This window comes from Microcystis aeruginosa NIES-4325, assembly GCF_008974145.1.
GTDB lineage: Bacteria > Cyanobacteriota > Cyanobacteriia > Cyanobacteriales > Microcystaceae > Microcystis > Microcystis aeruginosa_G.
In genome coordinates this window covers 77050-99944 of sequence record NZ_BJKP01000012.1, presented here as the reverse complement: position 1 = coordinate 99944, position 22895 = coordinate 77050, and the positions used below count along the sequence as shown (strand labels likewise).

The 22895-nt window shown below is 43.9% G+C and carries 20 protein-coding genes; 8 read left to right on the top strand and 12 right to left on the bottom strand.

Going from position 1 to position 22895, the window contains the following annotated elements:
- Nucleotides 1–480 precede the first annotated feature (480 nt).
- Nucleotides 481–2124, top strand: a complete 1644-nt coding sequence (locus MiAbW_RS09035; RefSeq protein WP_151695846.1) for a CocE/NonD family hydrolase — start codon at nt 481–483, stop codon at nt 2122–2124.
- Here the strand turns inward: MiAbW_RS09035 and MiAbW_RS09030 are convergent.
- Both MiAbW_RS09030 and MiAbW_RS09025 read right to left on the bottom strand, forming a co-directional pair.
- Nucleotides 2107–2682 (bottom strand): hypothetical protein, encoded by a 576-nt coding sequence (locus tag MiAbW_RS09030; RefSeq protein WP_151695845.1) that lies wholly within the window; start codon nt 2680–2682, stop codon nt 2107–2109. The genes MiAbW_RS09035 and MiAbW_RS09030 overlap by 18 nt on opposite strands.
- A gap of 223 nt (nt 2683–2905) precedes the next feature.
- On the bottom strand, nt 2906–5131 hold the full coding sequence (locus MiAbW_RS09025; protein ID WP_151695844.1) for a molybdopterin oxidoreductase family protein: 2226 nt from the start codon (nt 5129–5131) through the stop codon (nt 2906–2908).
- 243 nt (nt 5132–5374) lie between these two features.
- On the opposite strand from MiAbW_RS09025, the gene MiAbW_RS09020 reads away from it, so the two are divergent.
- From MiAbW_RS09020 to MiAbW_RS09005, 4 genes are all read left to right on the top strand, one after another.
- Entirely contained in the window at nt 5375–7339 is a 1965-nt protein-coding gene (locus tag MiAbW_RS09020) for a DNA polymerase III subunit gamma/tau (protein WP_151695843.1), read from the top strand.
- 87 nt (nt 7340–7426) lie between these two features.
- Nucleotides 7427–7750 (top strand): Grx4 family monothiol glutaredoxin, encoded by a 324-nt coding sequence (gene grxD / locus MiAbW_RS09015; RefSeq protein WP_151695842.1) that lies wholly within the window; start codon nt 7427–7429, stop codon nt 7748–7750.
- Nucleotides 7751–7893: 143 nt separating this feature from the next.
- Nucleotides 7894–8160, top strand: a complete 267-nt coding sequence (locus tag MiAbW_RS09010; protein WP_151695863.1) for a DUF2281 domain-containing protein — start codon at nt 7894–7896, stop codon at nt 8158–8160.
- Nucleotides 8157–8567 (top strand): type II toxin-antitoxin system VapC family toxin, encoded by a 411-nt coding sequence (locus MiAbW_RS09005; RefSeq protein WP_151695841.1) that lies wholly within the window; start codon nt 8157–8159, stop codon nt 8565–8567. The genes MiAbW_RS09010 and MiAbW_RS09005 overlap by 4 nt, the downstream gene beginning before the upstream one ends.
- A gap of 56 nt (nt 8568–8623) precedes the next feature.
- Here MiAbW_RS09005 and MiAbW_RS09000 read toward each other — a convergent pair whose 3' ends face one another.
- Nucleotides 8624–10363 carry a mechanosensitive ion channel family protein gene (locus MiAbW_RS09000; protein WP_151695862.1) on the bottom strand — a complete coding sequence of 580 codons (1740 nt, stop codon included), beginning with the start codon at nt 10361–10363 and terminating at the stop codon, nt 8624–8626.
- Between the two features lie 182 nt (nt 10364–10545).
- Here MiAbW_RS09000 and lipA point away from each other — a divergent pair, with 182 nt between their 5' ends.
- Together lipA and MiAbW_RS08990 are read left to right on the top strand one after the other, a co-directional pair.
- Entirely contained in the window at nt 10546–11430 is an 885-nt protein-coding gene (gene lipA / locus MiAbW_RS08995; RefSeq protein WP_151695840.1) for a lipoyl synthase, read from the top strand.
- Nucleotides 11431–11586: 156 nt separating this feature from the next.
- A complete protein-coding gene (locus MiAbW_RS08990) occupies nt 11587–12714 on the top strand; it encodes a class I SAM-dependent methyltransferase (RefSeq protein WP_151695839.1) in 1128 nt (375 codons plus the stop codon).
- Between the two features lie 47 nt (nt 12715–12761).
- Here the strand turns inward: MiAbW_RS08990 and bchB are convergent, their stop codons facing one another.
- Both bchB and MiAbW_RS08980 read right to left on the bottom strand, forming a co-directional pair.
- Complete coding sequence (gene bchB / locus MiAbW_RS08985; RefSeq protein WP_151695838.1) at nt 12762–14288, bottom strand: ferredoxin:protochlorophyllide reductase (ATP-dependent) subunit B; 1527 nt, start codon at nt 14286–14288, stop codon at nt 12762–12764.
- 155 nt (nt 14289–14443) lie between these two features.
- The gene (locus MiAbW_RS08980; protein WP_151695837.1) at nt 14444–15040 is read right to left on the bottom strand and encodes a ParA family protein; all 597 of its coding nucleotides are present in this window, start codon (nt 15038–15040) and stop codon (nt 14444–14446) included.
- 216 nt (nt 15041–15256) lie between these two features.
- Here MiAbW_RS08980 and MiAbW_RS08975 point away from each other — a divergent pair, with 216 nt between their 5' ends.
- On the top strand, nt 15257–15613 hold the full coding sequence (locus MiAbW_RS08975) for a 4a-hydroxytetrahydrobiopterin dehydratase (protein WP_110579756.1): 357 nt from the start codon (nt 15257–15259) through the stop codon (nt 15611–15613).
- Between the two features lie 13 nt (nt 15614–15626).
- Here MiAbW_RS08975 and MiAbW_RS08970 read toward each other — a convergent pair whose 3' ends face one another.
- The 7 genes from MiAbW_RS08970 to MiAbW_RS08935 form a co-directional block, all read right to left on the bottom strand.
- The gene (locus MiAbW_RS08970) at nt 15627–16214 is read right to left on the bottom strand and encodes a prepilin-type cleavage/methylation domain-containing protein (RefSeq protein WP_151695836.1); all 588 of its coding nucleotides are present in this window, start codon (nt 16212–16214) and stop codon (nt 15627–15629) included.
- A 320-nt stretch (nt 16215–16534) separates the two neighbouring features.
- Nucleotides 16535–17008 (bottom strand): tRNA (cytidine(34)-2'-O)-methyltransferase, encoded by a 474-nt coding sequence (locus MiAbW_RS08965; protein ID WP_151695835.1) that lies wholly within the window; start codon nt 17006–17008, stop codon nt 16535–16537.
- 144 nt (nt 17009–17152) lie between these two features.
- Nucleotides 17153–17488: a hypothetical protein gene (locus MiAbW_RS08955; RefSeq protein WP_151695833.1), complete on the bottom strand. Its 336-nt coding sequence runs from the start codon at nt 17486–17488 to the stop codon at nt 17153–17155.
- 271 nt (nt 17489–17759) lie between these two features.
- The gene (locus MiAbW_RS08950; protein WP_151695832.1) at nt 17760–18803 is read right to left on the bottom strand and encodes a DNA cytosine methyltransferase; all 1044 of its coding nucleotides are present in this window, start codon (nt 18801–18803) and stop codon (nt 17760–17762) included.
- A 259-nt stretch (nt 18804–19062) separates the two neighbouring features.
- Nucleotides 19063–20724: an NAD(P)H-quinone oxidoreductase subunit 4 gene (locus MiAbW_RS08945; RefSeq protein WP_151695831.1), complete on the bottom strand. Its 1662-nt coding sequence runs from the start codon at nt 20722–20724 to the stop codon at nt 19063–19065.
- A gap of 124 nt (nt 20725–20848) precedes the next feature.
- Entirely contained in the window at nt 20849–21550 is a 702-nt protein-coding gene (locus MiAbW_RS08940) for an ABC transporter ATP-binding protein (protein WP_151695830.1), read from the bottom strand.
- 357 nt (nt 21551–21907) lie between these two features.
- Nucleotides 21908–22645 carry a septal ring lytic transglycosylase RlpA family protein gene (locus MiAbW_RS08935; RefSeq protein ID WP_151695829.1) on the bottom strand — a complete coding sequence of 246 codons (738 nt, stop codon included), beginning with the start codon at nt 22643–22645 and terminating at the stop codon, nt 21908–21910.
- Between the last annotated feature and the right edge of the window lie 250 nt (nt 22646–22895).

The following is a 22895-nucleotide window of genomic DNA, read 5'->3' as shown; positions in this document are numbered from 1 at the left end:
AATCTGAACAATCGCGTGTAAGCATCTGAGAGTTAATCTAATGCGCGCTGGCGTTTGGGGGAGGAGAACCCTCAAAAAGTATGGATTGAGTGATAAAATCGCAAGTAACGCCCAATTTTAGCCGAGATTTTCCTCTTAAAAATCCCAACTTAGTAGATTGACAAAAATTAGATGCAGCCTTCGGTAAGTAAAACGACGAATGACTTGACGGGTTATAAAAATCTTCAGAGTTCATACTTTGATGGGCTAGTTCCTAATTGATGTTGGCTATGGTTTTGTTACTCATCTAACAGCGAAAGACATCCGATAAGGGTTTACTCTCGGCAGTCACGGTTAATTTGATTGAACTGAATAATCCCTATCCTCATCTGCGGTGAGGATGTCAATGTAGCTCATGATTGCAACCAACGCTATATACTAGACTGAAGGTAATCTTCAATTGAGCCACCTGGCACTATTTTTTATTTGCAAAAGATAATAATGATTAATACTTACCCCATAAAAAAAGAAACAGCTAGTTTGATTACCAGAGATGGAATTAGTTTAGCTGCTGATATTTATCGTCCCGATAGTAGAGAATCTTTTCCGATTTTACTCATGCGACAACCCTACGGAAAAGAGATCGCTTCTACGGTGGTTTATGCCCATCCCAGTTGGTATGCACGTCAGGGTTATATTGTGGTAATTCAGGATGTGCGGGGACGGGGAAACTCGACGGGAAATTTTAATTTATTTGCCCATGAAATTAGCGACGGATTAGAAACCATTGAATGGGTTTTAACTATTCCTAATAATACGGGTGTGGTGGGAATGTATGGTTTTTCTTATCAGGGAATGACTCAATTATACGCAGCTGCTAATGGTCATGCTGCTTTAAAAACTATTTGCCCAGCGATGATTGCTCACGATTTATATCGAGACTGGGGCTATGAAAATGAAGCATTTAATTTACAATATAATCTCGCTTGGGCAATACAATTATCGGCGGAAACAGCAAGATTAAAAGGGGACGAAACTGCCTATCAAAAACTCTGGTTAGCTTCTCGAAATTTACCCCTTTTTGATCCTATTGCAGCCTCTCCCCAAATTTTACAGGATTTAGCCGCCGATTCTTTTTATCACGATTGGATTACTCGTTATCTTCCCGATGACTACTGGCAAAATTTATCACCGCAACACCTTTTAAAAAATATCGATTTACCGATGTTACATATCGGAGGTTGGTTCGATCCTCATCTCCGGGGAACTTTGAGTTTATACCAAGAAATGCAAGCGCGTTCTATCTATCCCCAACAGCTAATTATTGGTGCTTGGACTCATCTACCCTGGGGGAGAAAAGTAGGAGAGATAGATTATGGTCAACAGGCAATTAGTCCTGTGGATAAAATGCAGCTGCAATGGTTTGATTATTTCTTAAAAGGTCAGGAAACGGAGTTATTTGAAAATCCTCCCCTGTATCTATTTCAAATGGGGTCTAACCAATGGCAATATCTGGATAAATTTCCAACAGAAAATCAGCAAATTTATTATCTTGCTAGTCAAGGTTTAGCCAATCTGCGCGAGGATGAGGGGAAATTAAGCGCGATTTTGTTAGAACCTGCGATCGAGGATACCATCGTTCACGATCCTTGGCGACCGGTCCCATCTTTAGGAGGTCATAGCGCCCTACCGGGCGGAATATTCGATCGCACCATGGTAGACTGTCGTAGTGATGTGATTACCTACACTTCTCCCCCCCTAGAGAAAGATTTAACGATTTTGGGTAGTCCCCGTCTGGATTGTTATTGTCAAGCAGACGCGGTTAGTTTCGATATCTGCGCGGTGGTTTCTCAAGTTACCCCCGCTGGTCGAGTTTTTAATATCACTCAGGGTTATAAACGGGTAAATAATCCCGAATTGCCCCTAAATATTGCCATGCAGGCCACTTTTATCACTATTCCTCAAGGTCATAGTTTGCGTTTAAGTCTTAGTGCCTCTTGCTTTCCCGCACATCCCGTCAACCCAGGGACTGGCAGCTATCCTCACCAGAGTCGAGCGATCGATTTTTCTACTATCACAATTAAGGTTTTTTGTCAAGGAAATTTTCCTGCAAAATTGCTATTACCTTTAGTCGGGGAAAGCTAAACCGCTGCGGGGATCGCGAATGTATAAACCTAGGACCAGCGAGGAGATAACCGTATCCCAGACAGGGGTGAATTTGTCCGCATCATCGACCCAATAATCCATAGTAATTAAACATTGAACCCCGGAACCGATGCCCACGGCAATGCGCGAATAAGCTGGCCGATTTTCTTGGGGGTCGATGAATTGAATTTGCACCCAAACAATGCGTGCGGTTTGGCGTTTTTCTTGGATAACTTCGCCGATTTCGTGAGGGATGCGGCTATCTTCACGAGCTAATTTTTTGACCATTCCTTTCAGGGGTAATTCTTTCCAATCTCCGGGAGGAAGTAAATTATAGGAAACCTCTAAACGACAATCATCATCGGGGGGTTTTCTATCCAAAAAACGAAAGGAATTATCATCGGGTTCAAAATGCCAATCTTGAGGAACTTCAAAGCGAACTGCACCGCGACCAGCTACAAAAATACTGTTACCCGGACTAGATTTCCAGTTATGATCTGGATTTAAATCGAGGGTTTCTTTGATCCATTGCAGATTGTGTTTTTTGGACTTAGCCATAGGTATAATCCTGCGGTAAGAATCGAACTATAGCTATCATTATACAGGCTTTTTCCTGAGAATTAAATAGGGTGCATCTAACTTTTGTCAATCTACTAAGTTGGGATTTTTAAGGAAAAATCTCGGCTAAAATCGGGCGTTACTCCCGATTTTATCACCCAATCTCAGCTTTCGGGGAGTAGAACCCGCCAACGCCACTTATAGATAGAAAAAAAGCCAAGTTTTATCGGGGATTTGCCAGAAATTGACCGGTAGATAATTCGGCATTAACTAAAGACTTCAACGGGATTAATTTGACAGCACAAGCTTTTAATTCTGGTTGCAGGGAAATCGGACAAGCGGCTGGATGGGTGAGACTATTAGCCTCAGCATTTTCTGCCCATAAAGCTCCCCAGTGCATCGGCACAAAGACACAATTAGGAGCAATTGCTTTGGTAATTAAAGCGGGAAAACGGGCAAAACCGCGACGAGAACGCACCTCCACCCATTCCCCAGCTTCTATGCCCAATTTTGCCGCGTCTTTGGGATGAATTTCCAGAAAAGGTGCGGGGTGCATTTTGACAATTTTCTCGATGCGGCCGGTGCGAGTTTGGGTGTGCCAGTGACCGTACAAACGCCCTACGGTCAACACTAGGGGATAATCATCGTCCGGGGGTTCCGCTAGACCTTTACTGTGGTAGGCGGCGAAAACAGCACGACCATCGGCAGTATTAAATTTACCATCGGTATAAAGGCGTTTTGCGGCTGTTTTTTGGCTTTTATGGTCATCTTTAACTAAATTCCCTAGTAATTCCCCGGAATTAGCGGTTTTAGGGGCGGGAATTTCATCCATGGAATCGGGCCACTGGAGGGGAGTTTCGGCCAGGCGATCATAATTAATCCCTGTCATATCACAAGGACGTTTATATGTCAAGCCGATAAACTCGGAATGTACCTCGGCCGAATCCTGAAAATTAAATTGTGCCTGAAAACCCAAACGGCGACCAACTTCGGCAAAAATTTGCCAGTCGGCCCTAGCTTGACCAACGGGAGGACGAAAAGCCTTATTTAAAGTCACCACGCGCTCAGAATTGGTCATTGTTCCCGTTTTTTCGCCCCATTGGGCTGCTGGCAGTAATAAATGGGCGTAGGCGCTGGTTTCCGTGGGATAGTAGGCATCCTGATGGACAGTAAAAGGTGATTTTAACAGGGCCGCCTTGGTACGTTCTAGATCAGGCATACTAACAGCCGGATTAGTGGCGGCAATCCAGAGAAGTTTGACATCTCCCGTCTCCAAACCGGTAATCATACTCCAAGCATCGCGACCGGGGATCGGAGAAATCCGACCAGCAGGTAAACCCCAAGCTTGTTCCACTTCGGCCCGGTGTTGGGGATTTTTGACGGAACGATAACCGGGGAGAAGATGGCAGAGGCCGCCGGCTTCCCGTCCCCCCATAGCGTTGGGTTGTCCGGTTAGGGAAAAAGGACCGGCCCCCGGCTTACCGATATTAGCCGTCATTAGGTGTAAATTGATTAAAGTGCGGGCTTTGGCCGTGCCTTCCCTAGATTGATTGATACCCATCGACCAGAGGGAAAGCACTCTTTTCGATTCGGCCCAGTAGCGGGCAGCCTGTTCTAAATCCTCGATGGGGATACCGCATTTAGGGGCGACTATTTCCGGGGGATAATGGCGGATAATTTCGGCGTATTTGGGGAAATCCCTGGTGCATTTATCGATAAAATAGGTATCGATCGCACCCCACCCCAGTAACAGGTAGGCAATACCGTTAAATAAGTCAATATCGGTCCCCGGGTTAATGGCTAGGTGGAGAGTAGCGGCCTCGGCGGTTTTGGTGCTGCGGGGATCAACGACGATTAATTTCGCTTCTTGGTTACGTTTGAGATACTTGTGCAGACGGTTAAAGATGATGGGGTGACATTCGGCCGTATTTGTCCCCACCAGAAAGGCACAATCGGTTAATTCTAGGTCATCGTAACAGCAGGGGGGACCATCGGATCCGAAACTGTCCCGATAAGCGGCCACGGCCGAAGACATACAGAGACGGGAATTAGCATCAAAGTTATTGACTCCCAGACAGCCCTTGACCAGTTTTTGGGCGATGTAGTAATCTTCGGTGTGAAATTGTCCCGAACCGTATAGACAGATACTTTCCTTTTCCCCCTGAGCGATTAGAGTCTGGATGCGGTTAACGATGCGATCAAGGGCCTCTTCCCAAGTACAAGGACGAAATTGCTCTTGGAGAGAATCGCGGATCATCGGGGTTTTGAGGCGATTTTTATCGATTGATTCCGCTACGGTGGCCCCTTTAACACAGACCATACCTTGACTGGAGGGGTGGGACTTGTCCCCGAAGACTTTCCATGCTTGTCCGGCCGACGCGGGGGGGGTGACTGTCAAACCACAACCTACTCCACAGTAAGGACATTGGGTTTTTGTCGATTCAGTCATAAGCAGTTGGTCTGATTAGTGGCGCTGTCTTTAGGCATACTTAAGATAGTCGGCAGATTTTCTCGGCAAAATTGTAGTTATTAATACAATTTATTAGATGTCTTGGCCAAATTGCCATTTTCGTGATGCAAATCGCGCATTAAACCTGTCTAGATAAAAAGCATACACTTGTTCTCGTGTTGAAAAAGAATCGGGATAGGATAATAGTAGTCTCTAGGGTGGGGAAAAAGTTTTCAGCCAGTCATGACCTACGAACCTCTACATCACAAGTATCGTCCCCAAACCTTTGCCGATTTGGTGGGACAATCAGCGATCGCCACGACCTTGAGTAACGCCTTAATCAGTGAGCGAATCGCTCCTGCATACCTATTTACTGGACCCAGAGGCACGGGGAAAACCTCCTCGGCGCGAATTTTAGCCAAATCCCTCAACTGTCTGTCTAGTGACCATCCGACGCCGATTCCCTGCGGTAAGTGTTCCGTCTGTCAAGCGATCGCCAATGGCTCCGCTTTAGACGTGATCGAAATTGATGCCGCTAGTAATACCGGTGTGGATAACATTCGGGAAATTATCGAGCGATCGCAATTTGCCCCCGTCCAATGTCGTTATAAAGTCTATGTCATCGATGAATGCCATATGCTCAGTACGGCGGCCTTTAATGCTTTGCTGAAAACTCTGGAAGAACCGCCGGATCGAGTGATTTTCGTGCTTGCTACCACTGATCCTCAGCGTGTCTTGCCTACCATCATCTCCCGTTGTCAACGCTTTGATTATCGCCGTATTGCTCTCGATGCGATGGTGGCACACCTGCAAAAAATCGCCCAAATAGAAGCAATCGATATTAACCTAGAAGCATTAACCCTGGTGGCTCAGATCGCTAACGGTGGTTTAAGGGATGCGGAAAGTCTTCTTGATCAATTAAGTTTACTCGCAGGAACGATTACGGCCGAGCGAGTCTGGGATTTAGTCGGTGCAGTCCCCGAAAGAGACCTCTTAACCCTACTTAAAGTCATTCATAGCAATATTCCCGATCAAGTTATCGAACAATGTCGCCATCTGATGAATCGCGGCAAGGAACCTTTAATCGTCCTGCAAAATCTAGCGGGATTCTATTTAAACCTACTTTTAGCCAAAACCGCCCCTAATCGTCCAGAAATGGTGGCTGTCACCGCTCCCACTTGGCAGGAATTATGTACGGAAGCGCGTACTTGGTCTTTAGAGGAAATTCTCCGCGGTCAACAACTGCTTAAAGACAGCGAAACGCAACTAAAAAACACCACTCAACCCCGTCTCTGGTTAGAAGTCACTCTATTAGGACTGTTACCGCAAGCACAGGTAATTCCTCTAGTTGCCACGGTAGTGCCTTCCCGTCCCCAAACCAGCGCCGAGAGGCCCCCTGAAGTGATCACAGCGCCGGTGCCGGTTAATCAACCGATCAAACCGGCAGTTATCACCCCGACAACTAGCGTCGCAGTGCCGAAAACTGAGGTTAAAACTGTTGCTAGTGATGATAATCATGAACAAATTTGGCAGCAGGTTTTAGAAGTAATGGAACCCCCCACTACTCGCACTCTCTTGCGTCAACATGGCAGTCTTTTTAGTATGGAAGAATCGAGTGCTTATTTAAGCATATCTTCGGAACAATTATTAAAAATGGCCCGGCTACGCTTGACTAATATTGAGTCAGCTTTTGAGGCAGTTTTTCAGCGCCGGATTAAAGTTCATTTACAGGTAGGTTCCGCCACTGCTGCCATGGCTGCGGAAGTTTCCCAATCCCCGGCGGCCAAGATGCAACCACCACCGGAAACCGCAGCAACTCCACCAATAACCCCCGAAAATAAAGTTATGACCGTGGTGGATATTTCCCCGATCAAAGAAGCAATTATCGAGAAAAAAGAAGCAAAGATCACTGCATCGGGAACCCCAAAAACTCCTAGCACAGAACTGTCCCCAAAAATCTTAAATTTTGATTCATCTTTAGAGACATTAGATCAGGATGTAGATGTTAGCGAAATTTTGGCAGCCGCTCAAAAGTTAGCGAAATCTTTTGATGGTGAACTGGTCAATATGGGTTATTCAGTGCCAGCAAATTCGGCCGTAGAAACTAAAGTTAATAAGTCTCTGGAAAATATGACTATCGTGCGCGGGAGACCTGATGTTAACGAAATTTTAGAGAGTTTGGAGGAGGACGAAGACCTGCCTTTTTAAAGCTATCCCAACGCCTTATGATAAACTGATAGGATATGCCACGTCTCAGGATTGGCTATTCTTGCTCAAATTCTAGCTACTAGACCTATGACACCCGAAACTAAGGACAGAATCGATCAATTAGTCCAGAATAACAAAGTTATTGTGTTCATGAAGGGCAATAAATTAATGCCTCAGTGTGGTTTCTCCAATAACGTCATACAAATTCTCAATATTCTGGGGGTTTCCTACGAAACTGTCGATATTCTGCAAGATCAGGAGTTAAGACAAGGAGTTAAGGAGTATTCCAATTGGCCGACCATTCCCCAAGTCTATATCAACGGTGAATTTATTGGCGGTTCCGACATTATGATCGAACTCTATCAAAATGGTGAACTACAACAAATAGTCGAGGTAGCCTTAGCTTCCTAAAAATTTTCTAGGTTAGGTTAGCTATCCTAACCTAGTTCCAACCTACCTAGCTTAGTCCTCGCAATTTTGGTCAAACTGGGCAGCCGCGATCTCTGGGTTATAATAATCTTGCGTTGGTCGAACCAGAGATTTTGGTAGAGGTGATGATTGTGACAATTCGAGAAACTGCAATTTCTAAGCTACATCAACTCCCTGAAGTCCTTGTTCAGGAAGTAAGCGACTTTATTGATCTTCTCGATCATAAATATCGAGTCAAAACCGTTGAAACTCAGCCTGATGGAAAACTGATAGAAAGATGGTTACAATGGTTTGAAGCCGTAGATGGCTTAACTGTCAATTCACCTGAACCAATAAACGACTACCAGCAACTGCTGCTCGAAAAATATCGGCAACAAGGACTAGAGCTATGATCCTGTGTGATGCAGGAGTGCTGCTTTGTTTGGTTGATCGCACCCAACCCCAACATAAAGCCTACAGAAATACAGTAATTCGTTTAGCAAAGCCTCTCGTCACAACTTGGTCATGCCTGACCGAAGCCATGTACCTTGCGCTGCATCGGGGTGGTTGGCAAATGCAAAAACAACTGGGACAACTTCTTTTAGACAAACTTTTGGTGGTTTACAATATTCAGGAAAGTGATTTTAGTCGCTTGTTGGCTTTAATGGAGCAATACTGTGATCGACCGATGGACTTGGCAGATGCAACCCTAGTTTTAGTAGCTGAAAAGACTGGGTATCGGCAAATTCTCACCCTCGATGCAGATTTCCTGTTTTATCGGATTCAAAACCAAGGCAGCTTTGATATTATTCAAGGGTAGTGATGGAAAATCTGCTTCCAACGGCCTATAATTCCACCGATAGAAAATGCTCCCCTTTAAAACTGTTCCTTGAATTGTTCTCTATCTTGTGCTATCAGGAAACTTTGTTGGGGGATACCGATGTGAATTCCCTTCTCCTCAAAAGCAATTTTTAGACGACGACGATACTCTCTTTCTATGTCCCATTGTCGTAATCTTTTGACGACAATTCTGAGCATAATTTCCATTCCTGTGTGAGAAACCCGACTGACACCAGCAACCTGCACGGGATTGATGATATCTTCTTGCCATTGTGGATCTACAGCCATATTTTCAGCGATGGCTGCCATTAAAGCGATCGCCACATCGGACTCAGTCTGATAGGCGACTTCGATGGTAAAATTGACTCGCGCCCAATCTTTACTGAGGTTGTGTGCGCTAATAATTTGGTTATGGGCAATAGTGATTAAACGTCCATCAGCAGCCCGCAATTGAGTCGCTCGCAAACTCATATTTTCCACCAAACCGATAAACTCCTGAAACTGGATCATATCACCAACAGTGTACTGATCTTCAAAGACAATCAGAAAACCGTTAATCCAATCTTTTAAAAGATCCTGAAAGGCAAAGGTAAGCAATGCTCCCACTAAACCGGCTCCCGTGAGTAAAAAGGCGAAAGAAAGACCCATCCAACTCAAAAAAATCAAAATTCCTAGAAAAATGGCGATAAATGTGATCATTTCTCGCCCAACTTCTAATAAAGTGGGAGCGCGCAGAATCCTCCTTTCCAAATTTTCCGAAAACACCGCTCCTTCCTCTACCCACTCCCGTAGCCGAAAATTAACGTAGAGATTAACCATATTGCTCACTGATGTCATCAGCAACCAGATAATAAAAATCTGTAAAGGAATACGAATTATCCCCCGTCCTTCTAGCCTAGTTTCGGGAAATACATACAAAATCGCCGCTATTCCGCCAAACCAGAGCAGTATCAGTCCAATAAGAGCCAGTCTTTTCCAGAGAATATTTAATGTCAGTTGTCGCTGAATATCAGCCTGTTGACGGAAATTAGAGGAATCTTCTAGAGCGGCTAAAATCGGCTCTTGGGAGCGATCTTTTCTGGGGGGGGAATTTATGGCTAAATTCCGATCAGATTGACTTTTAGCCTGTTTTTTGAGGAGATTAAAGCGATTTCTTAAACGTTTTTGCCACCAAATTGATACCCAGCTTAAGAAAATTAGCCCCAAAATAATTTTAGCGGCAGTCATTACCTGTTGCCGGCGAGCGGCGGGCTGACGTTCTTGCCAAGCTTGGAGCAAAGCTGTTTGGATGATTTGAACCCATTGGTCTGCTAAATCGTCAACCGAAGAAGAATCGATCAGGGCATCAACTTCTGTTACTGTCAAAATTACCTGTTGCGGTAACTTCTGGTTATCCTTGGCCACAATCACGGTTAAATTATTGAGCGTCGCCGTACTTACTTGCAGGGTTGTCGGATCGAAACCCCGATTGATAATATTATTTAAACCTCTTTCAATGCGCCTAGCCCGTCTTTCTACCGGGGAGAGTTCCCGGGCTTCAGAAGCGGTAAAATCTTGGGAGGCAATCTGAAATAAGGCAAATCCATCTAGATGGACGGAGGCATATTCTATATCCCCGGCTACAAAAATCCTTGTCCCCGTGGGAGATGCAAATGGAACCAGAAAATTTTGGGCCAGGGATGGCAGGGAATTAAGAACAAATATACTAATTAACAGGCAACTCGCCAATCTTTGAATGACCAGATTGAAAATTTTTCCCCGTTGCCGTCGTACCATTGCCCAAGTTTCCTTTTTGATTAACAATGATCTTGAGTCGCTTTCTCAGCTTATGACAGTTATCTTAAGGGTGAGATCAAAAGTTTTCGTTTTGGGGAGTCGGTCGTCTCTCTCCCTTCTCCCCTCTACCCACTGATAACTAATAACTGCAATCCCCAACCCCCAACATTAGTTAACTTCTCATGTCCAATATACCCCCACAGTGGCGCGAGGAAATTACGTCTTTACCCGCTTGGTTACGGCGTTCGCTCGGCAAATCTAGCGAAATTTCCACGGTTCAGCGCATTATCAAACAAAGGAACATTCATACTATCTGCGAGGAGGGTCGCTGTCCCAATCGCGGCGAATGTTATGCCCAAGGTACGGCGACTTTTTTGTTGATGGGTCCCACCTGTACCCGGTCCTGTGGTTTTTGTCAAGTGGATAAGGGTCATGCACCCATGCCTCTCGATGTGGAGGAACCGCAAAAAGTGGCGGAAGCGGTGCAATTGTTAAATTTAAGTTACGTTGTCTTGACGTCTGTGGCTAGAGATGATATAGAAGACGGCGGAGCCAGTTGGTTTGTGCGGACGATGACAGCCATTCGCGAACGCAATCCCCACACTTTAATTGAGGTGTTAACCCCAGATTTTGCTGGGGGTAAGGGAAGTCAACAGGAACGGGTGGCGACGGTGGTAGGGGCAAAACCTGCCTGTTACAATCACAATATCGAGACGGTGCGCCGTTTGCAAGGGCCGATTAGACGCGGGGCTAAATACGATCGCTCTTTGGCGGTTTTGCGTTATGTTAAGGAAATCGATCGCTCAATTCCGACGAAATCTGGCTTAATGGTCGGTCACGGTGAGACAAAAGAGGAAATTATCGAGACTTTGGCAGATTTACGGGCGATAGACTGCGATCGAGTTACTATTGGTCAATATATGCGTCCTTCTCTGGAACATTTGCTCGTACGGAAATATTGGACTCCCGCAGAATTTAGCGAGTTGGGAGAAATTGCCCAAAAAATGGGTTTTTCCCAAGTTAGATCTGGACCTCTAGTCCGCAGTTCCTATCATGCGGGAGAGTAAATCAGTGATCAGTGATCAGATGTAAGTTTTAAGTTAATTAGTTGGTTAGTTATCTTTATCTTTATCCCTATCTCTATCTCTATCTCTATCTTTATACCTGTTTACTGATTACTGTTTACTGATTACTGAAAAATCTTCCCCACTTCCCTGAGCAAAATGAATTTAGAGGCAATCATCCTAGAGGAAATTAAACAATCAGATGCGTGTCGAATTAGCTTCGATCGCTGGATGGATTTAGCTCTCTATCACCCCGATTATGGCTATTACACCTCTGGAAAAGTAGAAATTGGCTCAAAAGGCGATTTTTTTACTTCCTCGTCCCTAGGGGCAGATTTTGGCCAATTGTTGGCAGAGCAATTTGTCGAGATGGCGGAATTTTTGAGCAATTCGCGAGGATTTACTTTAGTGGAAGTGGGAGCAGGTTCGGGAATTTTAGCGAAAGATATCCTTGATTATTTGAGTGATAGCTATGCTGATTTTTATCAAAATCTCAGTTATATAATTATCGAACAATCTCAGAAACTCAGGGAAAGACAACGGGCAACTTTAGCGGGATATTCCCCAGTATCTTGGCGAAGTTGGTCAAATTTAGCCGATAATTCCCTTGTGGGTTGTGTGTTTAGTAATGAGTTAATCGATGCTTTTCCTGTCCATCGAGTTGTGATCGAGTCGGGGGAATTACGAGAAATTTATCTAGGATTGGGGGAACCTTTTCAGGAGATTATCGCAGATTTATCCACCAACAGCATCAAAGACTATTTTGATTTAGTCGGGATAAATATTCCTTCCCCACTTTATCCGGAGGGTTATCAAACCGAGGTAAACTTATTAGCTTTAGACTGGTTAGAAACGGTTAATCGCAAACTCGATCGAGGTTATATCTTAACCATAGATTACGGTTACACTGCCGAAAAATATTATCATCCCCAAAGAAGTCAAGGAACCCTACAATGTTATCGACAACATCAGCGTCATGATCATCCTTATTTGTGGGTGGGAGAACAAGATATTACCACTCATGTGGATTTTACAGCTTTACAACGTCAAGGGGAGAAATTAGGCTTAAAAAATCTCGGTTTTACTCAGCAAGGATTATTTTTAATGGCTTTGGGATTAGGGGATAGATTAAAGGAACTTTCTCAAGGAAAAATCGATATATTAACTATATTTCAGCGTCGAGATGCCTTACATCAATTAATCAATCCCACCGGTTTAGGAGGATTTGGAGTGTTAATACAGGGGAAAGGAGTAGAGGAAAGAATACTTCAGGGATTAAGTAAATAACTAAAAAAAAGGGCTGAATGCTGTTAACTTTCAGCCCCAAGAAATAATTAAGCTCCTACGGATTCTTTAGCGGCATACATTACCTCTAAAGTTATTTCACCAATACCTCGATCGCGGGCAAATTTTTCGGTATTTCGTTTGACTTTCCCTCGCACAAAACCGGGGATTTTCTGCAATTCTACCGTAGCTTCCTTATTCCAATTTAGGTCAGAATCTGCCGAAATACCTTTAGTAATTACCTCTTTAGTATCATGACCACCAAATATCTCTAATAGGTGATCTTCCATACCCAAAGTAAAGGAATTATAGACCAAATCGGCGATCTGATTAGTGCCTTCGTAACCTAAGAAAGGTTTATAACCGAGGGGGAAATTTTGGATATGAATAGGTGCGGCAATTACTCCACAGGGAATATCTAAACGTTTGCCCACATGACGTTCCATTTGAGTACCAAATATCGCCGCCGGTTCCAAGCGAGCAATAGCATCTCCGATCGCCCCATTATCATCGCTAATTAACACTTCATCGCAATATTCACTCACTTGTTCCCGGAACCAATCGGCATCATACTTACAATAAGTCCCCGCTAAAACCACATTAATTCCCATCTCCCGGGCGAGAATTTTTGTCATAGCGGCTGCGTGGGTATTATCACCAAAAACCACCGCTTTTTTCCCGGTTAAATTCTGACAGTCAATGGAACGAGAAAACCAAGCAGCTTGGGAGATATGCAGAGTTTGTTCATTGATAAAATCTTCGTAATCTACTGCCGCACCTTGGGTATTAATTACCTCTTGAATTTGGCGAATACAGCGGGCTGTTTCCACCACTCCCATGGGGGTAATATCAACGTAGGGCATAGCGAATTCACTTTCGAGATATTTGGCTGTCATTAATCCCACTTCTCGATAGGGAACCAGATTAAACCAAGCGCGGGGCAGATTTTTTAAGTTGTCCACCGAGGCAGCTTCGGGGATAATTTCGTTAACTTCAATGTCCAAATCTGCCATTAACCGCTTTAATTCCGTGCGATCATGTTGGTTATGGAAACCGAGGGTGGTAATACCGATAATATTAACCGAAGGTTTGGGGGTTTTCTCCGAGACAATTTCCCCTCTTCTCTGGGCCTTATCGAGATAATATTTGATAATTTGATAGAGGGTTTTATCGGCCGCTTGTAGTTCATTATAGCGATAGTGGTTGACATCGGCCAGCAGCACATCTCCTTCGGCATCCTGTCGCGCTCTTTCGACAAAGTTTTGTAAATCCTCTTGGAGAATACTGGAGGTACAGGTGGGGGTTAAAACGATTAAATCGGGACTTTCTTCGCGATCTTTGCGAACAATATTATCGACGACTTTTTCTTGGGAACCCCGGGCTAAAACATTACGATCGACAATACTAGCAGTGACGGGGGTAAAATTACGCTCCCTTTCCAACATCGAGCGCATGACGTTAAAATAATCGTCTCCCAGAGGAGCGTGCATGATAGCATGAACATTTTTAAAGGAACTGGCGATCCTTAAAGTGCCAATATGAGCGGGACCCGCATACATCCAATAGGCCAATTTCATAGAGGTTTCTCCTACAGTCAGACTTTTTTGATTGTCTCAGACTTTACGGATTTAGGAGTGAACGCTTAACGGAAGATTACAAAAAGTCCCCATGCAGATTAAGTATCTTTTTAGGGAAAAATGACACAAATATTAATATTAACTTTTTTAACAATTTATGTCATGAGGGCAAAAATTTCTTTACCGACCGCTTGGTAACAAAGCCAACCGAAATTGGCCCGGGGGTCGGGATAATCTTTGACGATGACTCCCTTTTCGGCTGCTCGTTCAAAAGCAACTAAACGGGGAATTTCTCGCTTAAATAGCGGTAATTTTGCTTCTTCTAGAGCTTTCCGAGCTTCTCGTCCTGTTTTTGTCCGTGAATCCACTTGGGTTAAAAGAACTCGATAATTATCGGTCATCTTGGACAGCAATTCTGCCGCTTTAATGGTGACATCGATATCGAGATGATTGGGAGTGGTGGGTAAGATTAATAAATCGCTGCCCTGGGCCAAATCTTTTAACTCGTCTGGCTCCGGCCGGGCTTGGGTATCGACGATAATATGAGTGTATTGTTTCACCAGTCCAGTTGCTCCAGCTTGGGACGCTACCATAAAAGGAAGGGTATCTTCCCGGGACCAATGGAGAGCCGAACGATTTTTATCCGCATCAATCAATAGGGTGGGCGCTTTTTCTTGAAAATAGGCGGCCAGATGAATCGATGTGGTGGTTTTCCCGACCCCTCCCTTCAGTGCTACGACGGAAATAATCATGAACGGCTCGAATAAATGGGTATTTTCTAGTGTACTCCCAGACGGACTGAAAACCGTCTAAGTTTCCCGCAGAAAGGCTATCAGTCAGGATTCTTGATTTTTGAGCGTGGCTCTCTCGACCTTATGGTGTAAAGTGTTCCTTAATGTTAGATTTTGGGCTTATGCCCTCCTGATCGATCACTTTTTCTGCTCACCACAACTACGGGAGTGTCTTCAATGTTGAAGCAATTCTTAGCAATAGCGATCGCTTTCATGATTGGGTTAACTGGGGAATTAGCCTTATCTTTGCCCGCTACTCGTTTATCCGATCGAGAAATCTCTCAACAATTACAGACTATCCCCGGCTGGCAGTTACGAGATCAACGGATTGAAAAAACTTTTAAATTTAACAATTTTATCGAGGCGATCGCTTTTGTTAATCGTTTAGTTACTCCAGCCGAATCCCTAGGCCATCATCCTGATATTACCATCAATTACAATCGCGTCACTCTTTCCCTCACTACCCATGACGTGGGAGGTTTAAGTAACTTAGATTTTGATTTAGCTCAACAAATCGATCGCCTGATTCCCTAGTTTTAAATTAGCTTTAACGCACACATTTATTATCTTGGCGAATATCCCAACTACCATCAACGCGGAATAAAAATAAACAGCGTTTGTCGGGTGTACCTGGAGCAACTAAAGTAATTCTGCCTAACTGTCCCCAAGAACCGCCTAAACCCCCCTTTGTATCGGCCCAACTAGCGCGATAAATTGTACCTTGATTACCCGCAAGTCCACTAACTCGGCGTAGGGTAGAATTATCGGTATCGATGCTAACGCCGCGAGTGATGGGAGTCCAATCGGTGACATTTTCACAGCGGTCTCCTTGCACTTTTGCAATTTTTATCTGTTCGGGTTCACTTTCTGTCATGCACAAAGATAGGGGATAAGAACCTCCTCCCATGGCTTGATAACGGGTATTTTTCCACTGTTGTGATATTTCAAAGGTGGCGATATTTAAGCGAATCCAAGCTATTAAACGCTGATAAACAGAAAGGGCAATGGTTAAGAGAATTCCTAATAAAATTATGGTAACTAACATCTCGACTTGAGTTAAGCCAGAGGTGGGTTTTTGCCGATTAAAAAGCTGTAAATTGCGAAAAGTATTGGGAGAAAGGTCGAAGACATTCATGAGCCTAATCTTGCCTTTTTATTTTCAACAAATTATGGGATTAGAAAGCAGCAACAATTAATTTGCGCTAAGATAATCCACATAATTTCTTGCTGTTATTACGGACAAGATTGATGGCAATCACAATTTTTCGTGATATAAGCAAAAATAAGCTAAATAAAAGCAATTTTCTATTTTTTTTGCTCAATTTAGTTTATTTGCTCTGTTTATAGCGTTTCCTGTTTGCAAGAGGTACATTACTGGTGATTAAAAGCTTAATCAACGAAGGTTTAACTGTGCCACATAGGTGTGAGAAACGCTATATATAGCCAAATGTCCCACTAACGAATAAATCCCAATTGTCGTCTGGCCTCGAATAATCCGATCGCCACACTAACGGAAAGATTTAAACTTCTCACCCCCGGTTCTGCCATGGGAATATAAACCGTGTCATCGCACTTATTTAATAAATCTGCTGGAATACCGTCGGTTTCACTGCCAAAAAGTAGCCAATCTCCGCTTTGATAGCTGTATTCCACATAACTACTGCTGCCGCGCACTGTAAACCCGATCGCCCTTCCGCCGCTCTTTTGCTGATATGCACAGAAGTCATCGATTGTCAAGTGGTACATAAGTTTTACATGAGGCCAATAATCTAAGCCGGCCCGCTTCAGATAGCGATCGCTAATTTCAAAACCCAAGGGACCAACTAAATGCAATTCCGTCTTGGTTGCGGCGCAAGTACGGGCAATATTCCCTGTATTTGGCGGAATTTGCGGATTGATTAAAACCACTCGTAAAATCGCTTCAGTCATCAGTAATCAGTTATCGGTTATCGGTTATCAGTTCACTGTTCACGGCAAAAAAACTCCCCACCTCTCAATTCCCACTTCCCATCTCCGTTGGGTGAGGACTAACTATACTGGATTCTGCCTCACCCTAGTCAAACTTATTTTAATTTAATTGGCATAACTATCCATACTCAACGGGACTAAATCGCCATGGATGGTCAAACCTAACAACATTGTTTCATTAGCTGGGATTAACTTGCCTGTAAGAGCGCAAATCTCATTTTTTATAGCTGTAGCGTTAAATACTGCCCTTATATCGCCAGCACAAAACTGAGGTCGATAATCCCCTGATTTTTGCTGAACGAAATTCCATAAGACATCGCGAATGAGTGCTTGATAACCTTGATTGCCGGAAATCTCTTTCAGCTTGTCCTTAAGTACTCTTTCCAGACGAATGCTGGTGACTTCCATATCGGTAGTGGTGGTGCGTGTGATTGTCCGCATAATTTTTCTCTCCCGAATACTAAACCTATTGGTGTTACAAGTGTAGTATAGGGAAGATACCTTTAACAAGCACAACCGGCGAGACCATCACCTCTGCTGCTCTTTTATTGTTACCTCATGGCTATTTTTCCCATTTTTGAACTCTCGAAAATTAATTATGCAACAAATCCAGTTAATCCAGTTAGAGTCGAGCCTAAACAGCGCTCGCATCGATTGAATAATAACTATTCTTGATATACCAAAACCCCTAGAAAAAAATTGCTATTTTTCCTCAGATTGACAATAACTCTAATTGTTTTCCCTGTAGGTCTTTAACCCTGATATTTTCTTGAGAATCTCTGGATAAATCTAAAGCTTTAATCACCTCTTTTGCCACCGCTTTTACCACGGGAATAGCCACAGAATTACCGAACTGTTTATAAGCTTGGACATCGCTGACAACAATCTGAAAACTATCGGGAAATCCCTGTAATCTTGCCCATTCTCTGGGGGTCATTCTGCGGACGAATAATTTATTTACCTCTCCCTTAATGCGAGTAACGGGGGTAAAATTAGTCAGTCTTTGATCGATAACTAAATTTCTTTCTTTTCCCATACCTCCCACCACAATAGCATTAGCGATACCATCGGGAGAAATAATCTCATAACCGAAACCATTACCTTTATGTTGGTGTCTAGCTTTGTGTTTAAACAAAGTTTCTAAATACTGATTAGAGAGATAATATTTAACGCTGACTTCCTTTTCTTCTAGAATATCTTTGAGACAAGTTTCTTGATGAGTTGGTTGAGGATAGGAAAAATGGTAAATATTCAAATCCTCTCGAAAACCGACGATAAAAATTCGGGGACGGTTTTGAGGAACCCCAAAATATCTGGCATTTAAAATCTGGGGACTAGGGACAAAATAATGCAAATCCTTTTCTAGTATATCTAAAATAGTTTTTAAAGTTTTACCTCGATCATGGTGGACTAAACCCTGGACATTTTCTAAGATAAAAGCTTTCGGTTTCTTTTCGTGTAGGATCCGGGCAACTTCAAAAAATAAGGTTCCGCGTGCATCTTCAAAACCGTGTTTTCTGCCAGCGATACTAAACGCTTGACAGGGAAACCCGCCACAGAGTATATCATGATCGGGGACAGTTTTTGCCTCTAGTTTTCTGATGTCTTGATTATCGGGTAAATGACCATAGTTAGCCAAGTAAACCTTTTGGGAGTGAGGATCGATTTCCGAGGAAAAAACGCATTGACAACCGAGATTTTCTAGGGCGATTCTAAATCCTCCTATACCGGCAAATAAATCAATAAAAGTCCACATATTTTATCTATTCTAAGCTTCCGTTTTGATCCCTGAGACGATATTATACTAAATCTTGTTATTAAAGACTGATTATTTATTCCTCTTTTTGCATGAGTGCATGAGTAGAAAACGGGTTTCTCCGAGAAACCCGTTTTCTGTGCGTATTAAACCAGCTATCTTAGATTGTAGTATAAATGCTCGAATCTTTTTCCTCGCCAAAAAAAATCAGGAGTAGAATTCCTACTCCCGATAAGCTATTAACTTTAGACTTGCCAATTTATTGGAAGATGCTGGCAACCTTGGCGCTCACGTCCGGTTGAGTTTCAGCGTAGATATTTTGACGAGTGGCGGCGATTTCTGTGTAAGCTTGACGCACTTCCGAGTTAACTGCCACCGTTTTCACATCGTAGATACGGGTAGCCAATTGGGGATAGAAACCGATAGCGACAATCAAAGCGAGGAAAGAGACAGCGATAAAGATTTCTCTGGGTTTAGCGTCACTATATTCTGATTCGTGAGGAAGGACACAGCTAGTACCGAAACAAACTGCTTGTTCGTTGTTTTTGTTGGGCAGAATGTTAGTAATATCGCAGGAAGAACCATCTCCGTAGAAAACTTGACGGAGCATGGAGAGTAGATAAATCGGGGTGAGGATTAAACCAACGGAAGCGAGGAAGACAGTCACAACCCGGAAGGTTTGGCTATAAACGTCACTGCTAGTGACACCGATGAATACAGTAATTTCGCTGGCAAAACCGCTCATTCCGGGTAACGCTAGGGAAGCCATGGCACCGGCAGTAAAGAGAGCGAAGACTTTCGGCATCGCTTGGGCAATCCCACCCATCTCGTTTAAAGCTAAGGTATGGGTGCGGTCGTAGGTGACACCAGCAAGGAAGAATAAGACGGCGGCGATTAAACCGTGGGAGAGCATTTGTAACATAGCGCCGCTAATACCCACATCGGTAAAGGAAGCAATCCCTAAAAGGACGAATCCCATGTGTGAAACCGAGGAATAAGCGAGACGGCGTTTCATGTTTTGTTGACCGAAGGAAGCGAAAGCACCGTAGATAATATTGACGACACCGAGAATCGCTAGAATCGGAGCAAAGTAGATGTGTGCATCGGGGAGAAGCTCCATGTTAAGGCGGATTAAACCATAACCACCCATTTTAAGGAGAACACCAGCAAGAATCATCGATACAGGTGCAGAAGCTTCACCGTGAGCATCGGGGAGCCAAGTATGGAGGGGGAAGATGGCGAGTTTGACTCCGAAAGCGATTAATAAACCGGCGTAAAGGACTAATTCTAAAGCGAGGGGATAATCTTTAAATCCTAATTCCGCCATATCAAAGGTCATCGCACCACCACCGTAAAGGGCCATGGCTAGACCGGCAACGAGGATGAAGATAGAAGCGGCGGCGGTGTAGAGTAGGAATTTAGTGGCGGCATAACGACGTTTTTGACCACCCCAGATGGAAACGAGCAGATAAACGGGAATTAACTCGATTTCCCACATTAAGAAGAATAATAATAAGTCTTGGGCAACGAAAACACCAATCTGAGCGGCGTAGAGCAACAGCATCAGGAAGTAGAATAAACGGGGTTTGCGGTCTACTTGCCACGCGGCCAGGATAGAAAGGGTTGTCACTAATCCTGCTAATAAAACTAATGGTGCCGAGATACCATCCACCGACACCGCCCAACTTAGACCGATTTGGGGAACCCAATCGATTTTTTCTACTAATTGTAGGTTGGGGTTGCTTAAATCATATTTTTGTAAAAAGACGTAACACATTAATATAAAGTCTGCTAGTCCAACTCCAAGAGCGAACCAACGAACGGTTTTTCCTTCTTTGTCGGGGATTACAGGGACTAGGAAGGAGGAAAGCAAGGGGAGCAAAATGATGGCAGTGAGCCAGGGGAAGTTAGCCGTTAGCATGGCAGTAAGAAAAAATACCTATTTCGTTATGTGTTCATTTTATGCGACTTTGTAAAATTTTGTGAATATTTTTTCTCCTACCTTTACTATAGGGTTTTATCTATAGTTGCCGCATCATCATCGATTAACCCAAATAAGCTTGTTTGACCCGCTCATCCCTGAGTAAATCCTTGGCTTCTCCTGCGATGGTCAAGCGCCCCGCTGCCAAAACATAGCCGCGATTGGCAGTTTCTAGGGCTAAATTGGCGTTTTGTTCCACTAACAGGATAGTTACTCCCGATTCATTTAATTTACGGATAATACTGAAGATTTCTCGCACTATCTGCGGCGCTAGTCCTAAACTGGGTTCGTCTAGTAACAATAACTTGGGACGACTCATTAAAGCTCTTGCGATCGCCAGCATCTGCTGTTCCCCACCGCTTAGGGTTCCCGCTAACTGCTCTCGGCGCTCCGATAGTCGGGGAAAAAGTTGCAACTGCTCTTCGATATCGCTTTTTACTCCTAGGCGATCGCTTCTCGTGTAAGCACCTAACTGCAAATTTGTCAAGACTGTTTGACGCGCTAAGATTCTTCTCCCTTCTGGACTATGGGCAATTCCCCGTTTAACGATTTCATGGGGCGGTAAATGAGTAATATCTTGACCCTGATAGATTATTCGCCCCGTCTTTGCCGTTAAAATCCGAGAGATCGTCTTTAGAGTCGTCGTTTTTCCTGCTCCGTTCGCTCCAATCAGGGTGACAATTTCCCCCGTTTCTACCCTGAAACTAACCTGCTGTAATGCCTTTATTCCGCCATAATTAACCGATAAATCGCTAATTTCTAACATAAACCCCGTCAAATCCCCATAGGATCACTATAGCAGTGATCAGTTACCAGTTATCAGTGATCAGTTATCAGTGATCACTGATCAGTTATCAGTGATCACTGATCAGTTACCAGTTACCAGTTACCACTGATCAGATGTGAGTTTTTAGTCAGTCCCGATGAAAAAATTTTCACCACCAGAGATGAAAGAGGTTTCCTTCCCTACACCCCACACCCTACACCCTACACCCTCTTTCAAGTCAGAGATAAGGAAGAAGTTTGAGCATTTGTACTAAATTTTCCCAGACACAAATTAACAGTGCTGTCTTTTCACTGCTTACTGTTTACTGATAACTGTTTACTGATAACTGATAACTGATTATCTGCCTAAAACTTCCAAGACCACTGGGGCAACTCCCGATTGGAAGACACCGATAATCGCTGCCGCCCCTCTGGAGAGGTCGATAACGCGACCACCGCTAAACGGACCGCGATCGTTAATTCGCACCACCACCGAGCGCCCGTTACGCAGATTAGTTACCCTAACCCTAGTGCCGAAAGGTAGATAGCGATGAGCGGCAGTTAAACCACTAGAGTTAAAAGTCTCACCACTAGCGGTGCGACGACCGTGGAAACCGGGACCATACCAGGAGGCCATTCCCCGTTTACGGGGGCGACTGCTGGTTTTTGTCTCTTGGGTTGTTTTCGGCTTCTCTGTCGGTGTGACTGAGGCAGGATTGCTGGCCGGGGACGGCTTGACTTGATTGGGTGGTGATTGGGGTTGTACCTTCGGCGGAATGGCCTCTTGGGTCTTGGGTGTAACGCTTGCTGGGACGGTATTTTCTTTGTCCACTAGGGACTCCAAAGTTTTTAGAATTTCGTTAGCATTATCTTGAACCGAACGTGATACTTTAATGTCCTGATCAGTTGTTCGACTATTAGAAAAAGCCGGCAGAACGGTTTGAGAAGTGGACTCGATAACAGTTTGACGATCTAGGGTAATGTCCGTCAGGCTGTTGCTTTGTCCTGCTGTCTGGGAACAAATTATCGAGGCTGTAGTCCCCAATACGGTGAGGGCAGTTATGGCTTGTAGTTTGTTCAGCAGTTGTTTATTCATAGACTTTCTTATTGTGCGTTAGCAAGTTCCCAATGCAAAGCTGAAGGAATTTGCTAACATTCCTTTGTGCTTGCAGAGCTAACTTGGTTTCGTTCTGTTCAACCGTATCACGGAAAATCGGTTGGTCATTACGAGAATTTATATCGTTATCGGGAAAGAGAATAAAAAATTTAAATAAATGGTTGACGTGCGCTAAAAATCAAGTTATCATGAAGGGTTGGAAATTTTTTGTGTCCTATAGGGGATCAAG

Bases quoted from the DNA above. Each gene is read 5' to 3' on its own strand.
- MiAbW_RS08940 (WP_151695830.1), bottom strand. From the start codon at position 21,550: ATGTTAGAAATTAGCGATTTATCGGTTAATTATGGCGGAATAAAGGCA.
- MiAbW_RS09000 (WP_151695862.1), bottom strand. From the start codon at position 10,363: ATGGTACGACGGCAACGGGGAAAAATTTTCAATCTGGTCATTCAAAGA.
- MiAbW_RS08980 (WP_151695837.1), bottom strand. From the start codon at position 15,040: ATGATTATTTCCGTCGTAGCACTGAAGGGAGGGGTCGGGAAAACCACC.
- MiAbW_RS09020 (WP_151695843.1), top strand. From the start codon at position 5,375: ATGACCTACGAACCTCTACATCACAAGTATCGTCCCCAAACCTTTGCC.
- MiAbW_RS08950 (WP_151695832.1), bottom strand. From the start codon at position 18,803: ATGTGGACTTTTATTGATTTATTTGCCGGTATAGGAGGATTTAGAATC.
- MiAbW_RS09030 (WP_151695845.1), bottom strand. From the start codon at position 2,682: ATGGCTAAGTCCAAAAAACACAATCTGCAATGGATCAAAGAAACCCTC.
- MiAbW_RS08990 (WP_151695839.1), top strand. From the start codon at position 11,587: ATGAATTTAGAGGCAATCATCCTAGAGGAAATTAAACAATCAGATGCG.
- MiAbW_RS09005 (WP_151695841.1), top strand. From the start codon at position 8,157: ATGATCCTGTGTGATGCAGGAGTGCTGCTTTGTTTGGTTGATCGCACC.
- MiAbW_RS08965 (WP_151695835.1), bottom strand. From the start codon at position 17,008: ATGACTGAAGCGATTTTACGAGTGGTTTTAATCAATCCGCAAATTCCG.
- MiAbW_RS09010 (WP_151695863.1), top strand. From the start codon at position 7,894: ATGATTGTGACAATTCGAGAAACTGCAATTTCTAAGCTACATCAACTC.
- MiAbW_RS08935 (WP_151695829.1), bottom strand. From the start codon at position 22,645: ATGAATAAACAACTGCTGAACAAACTACAAGCCATAACTGCCCTCACC.
- MiAbW_RS08945 (WP_151695831.1), bottom strand. From the start codon at position 20,724: ATGCTAACGGCTAACTTCCCCTGGCTCACTGCCATCATTTTGCTCCCC.
- MiAbW_RS09035 (WP_151695846.1), top strand. From the start codon at position 481: ATGATTAATACTTACCCCATAAAAAAAGAAACAGCTAGTTTGATTACC.
- lipA (WP_151695840.1), top strand. From the start codon at position 10,546: ATGTCCAATATACCCCCACAGTGGCGCGAGGAAATTACGTCTTTACCC.
- bchB (WP_151695838.1), bottom strand. From the start codon at position 14,288: ATGAAATTGGCCTATTGGATGTATGCGGGTCCCGCTCATATTGGCACT.
- MiAbW_RS09025 (WP_151695844.1), bottom strand. From the start codon at position 5,131: ATGACTGAATCGACAAAAACCCAATGTCCTTACTGTGGAGTAGGTTGT.
- MiAbW_RS08970 (WP_151695836.1), bottom strand. From the start codon at position 16,214: ATGAATGTCTTCGACCTTTCTCCCAATACTTTTCGCAATTTACAGCTT.
- grxD (WP_151695842.1), top strand. From the start codon at position 7,427: ATGACACCCGAAACTAAGGACAGAATCGATCAATTAGTCCAGAATAAC.
- MiAbW_RS08955 (WP_151695833.1), bottom strand. From the start codon at position 17,488: ATGCGGACAATCACACGCACCACCACTACCGATATGGAAGTCACCAGC.
- MiAbW_RS08975 (WP_110579756.1), top strand. From the start codon at position 15,257: ATGTTGAAGCAATTCTTAGCAATAGCGATCGCTTTCATGATTGGGTTA.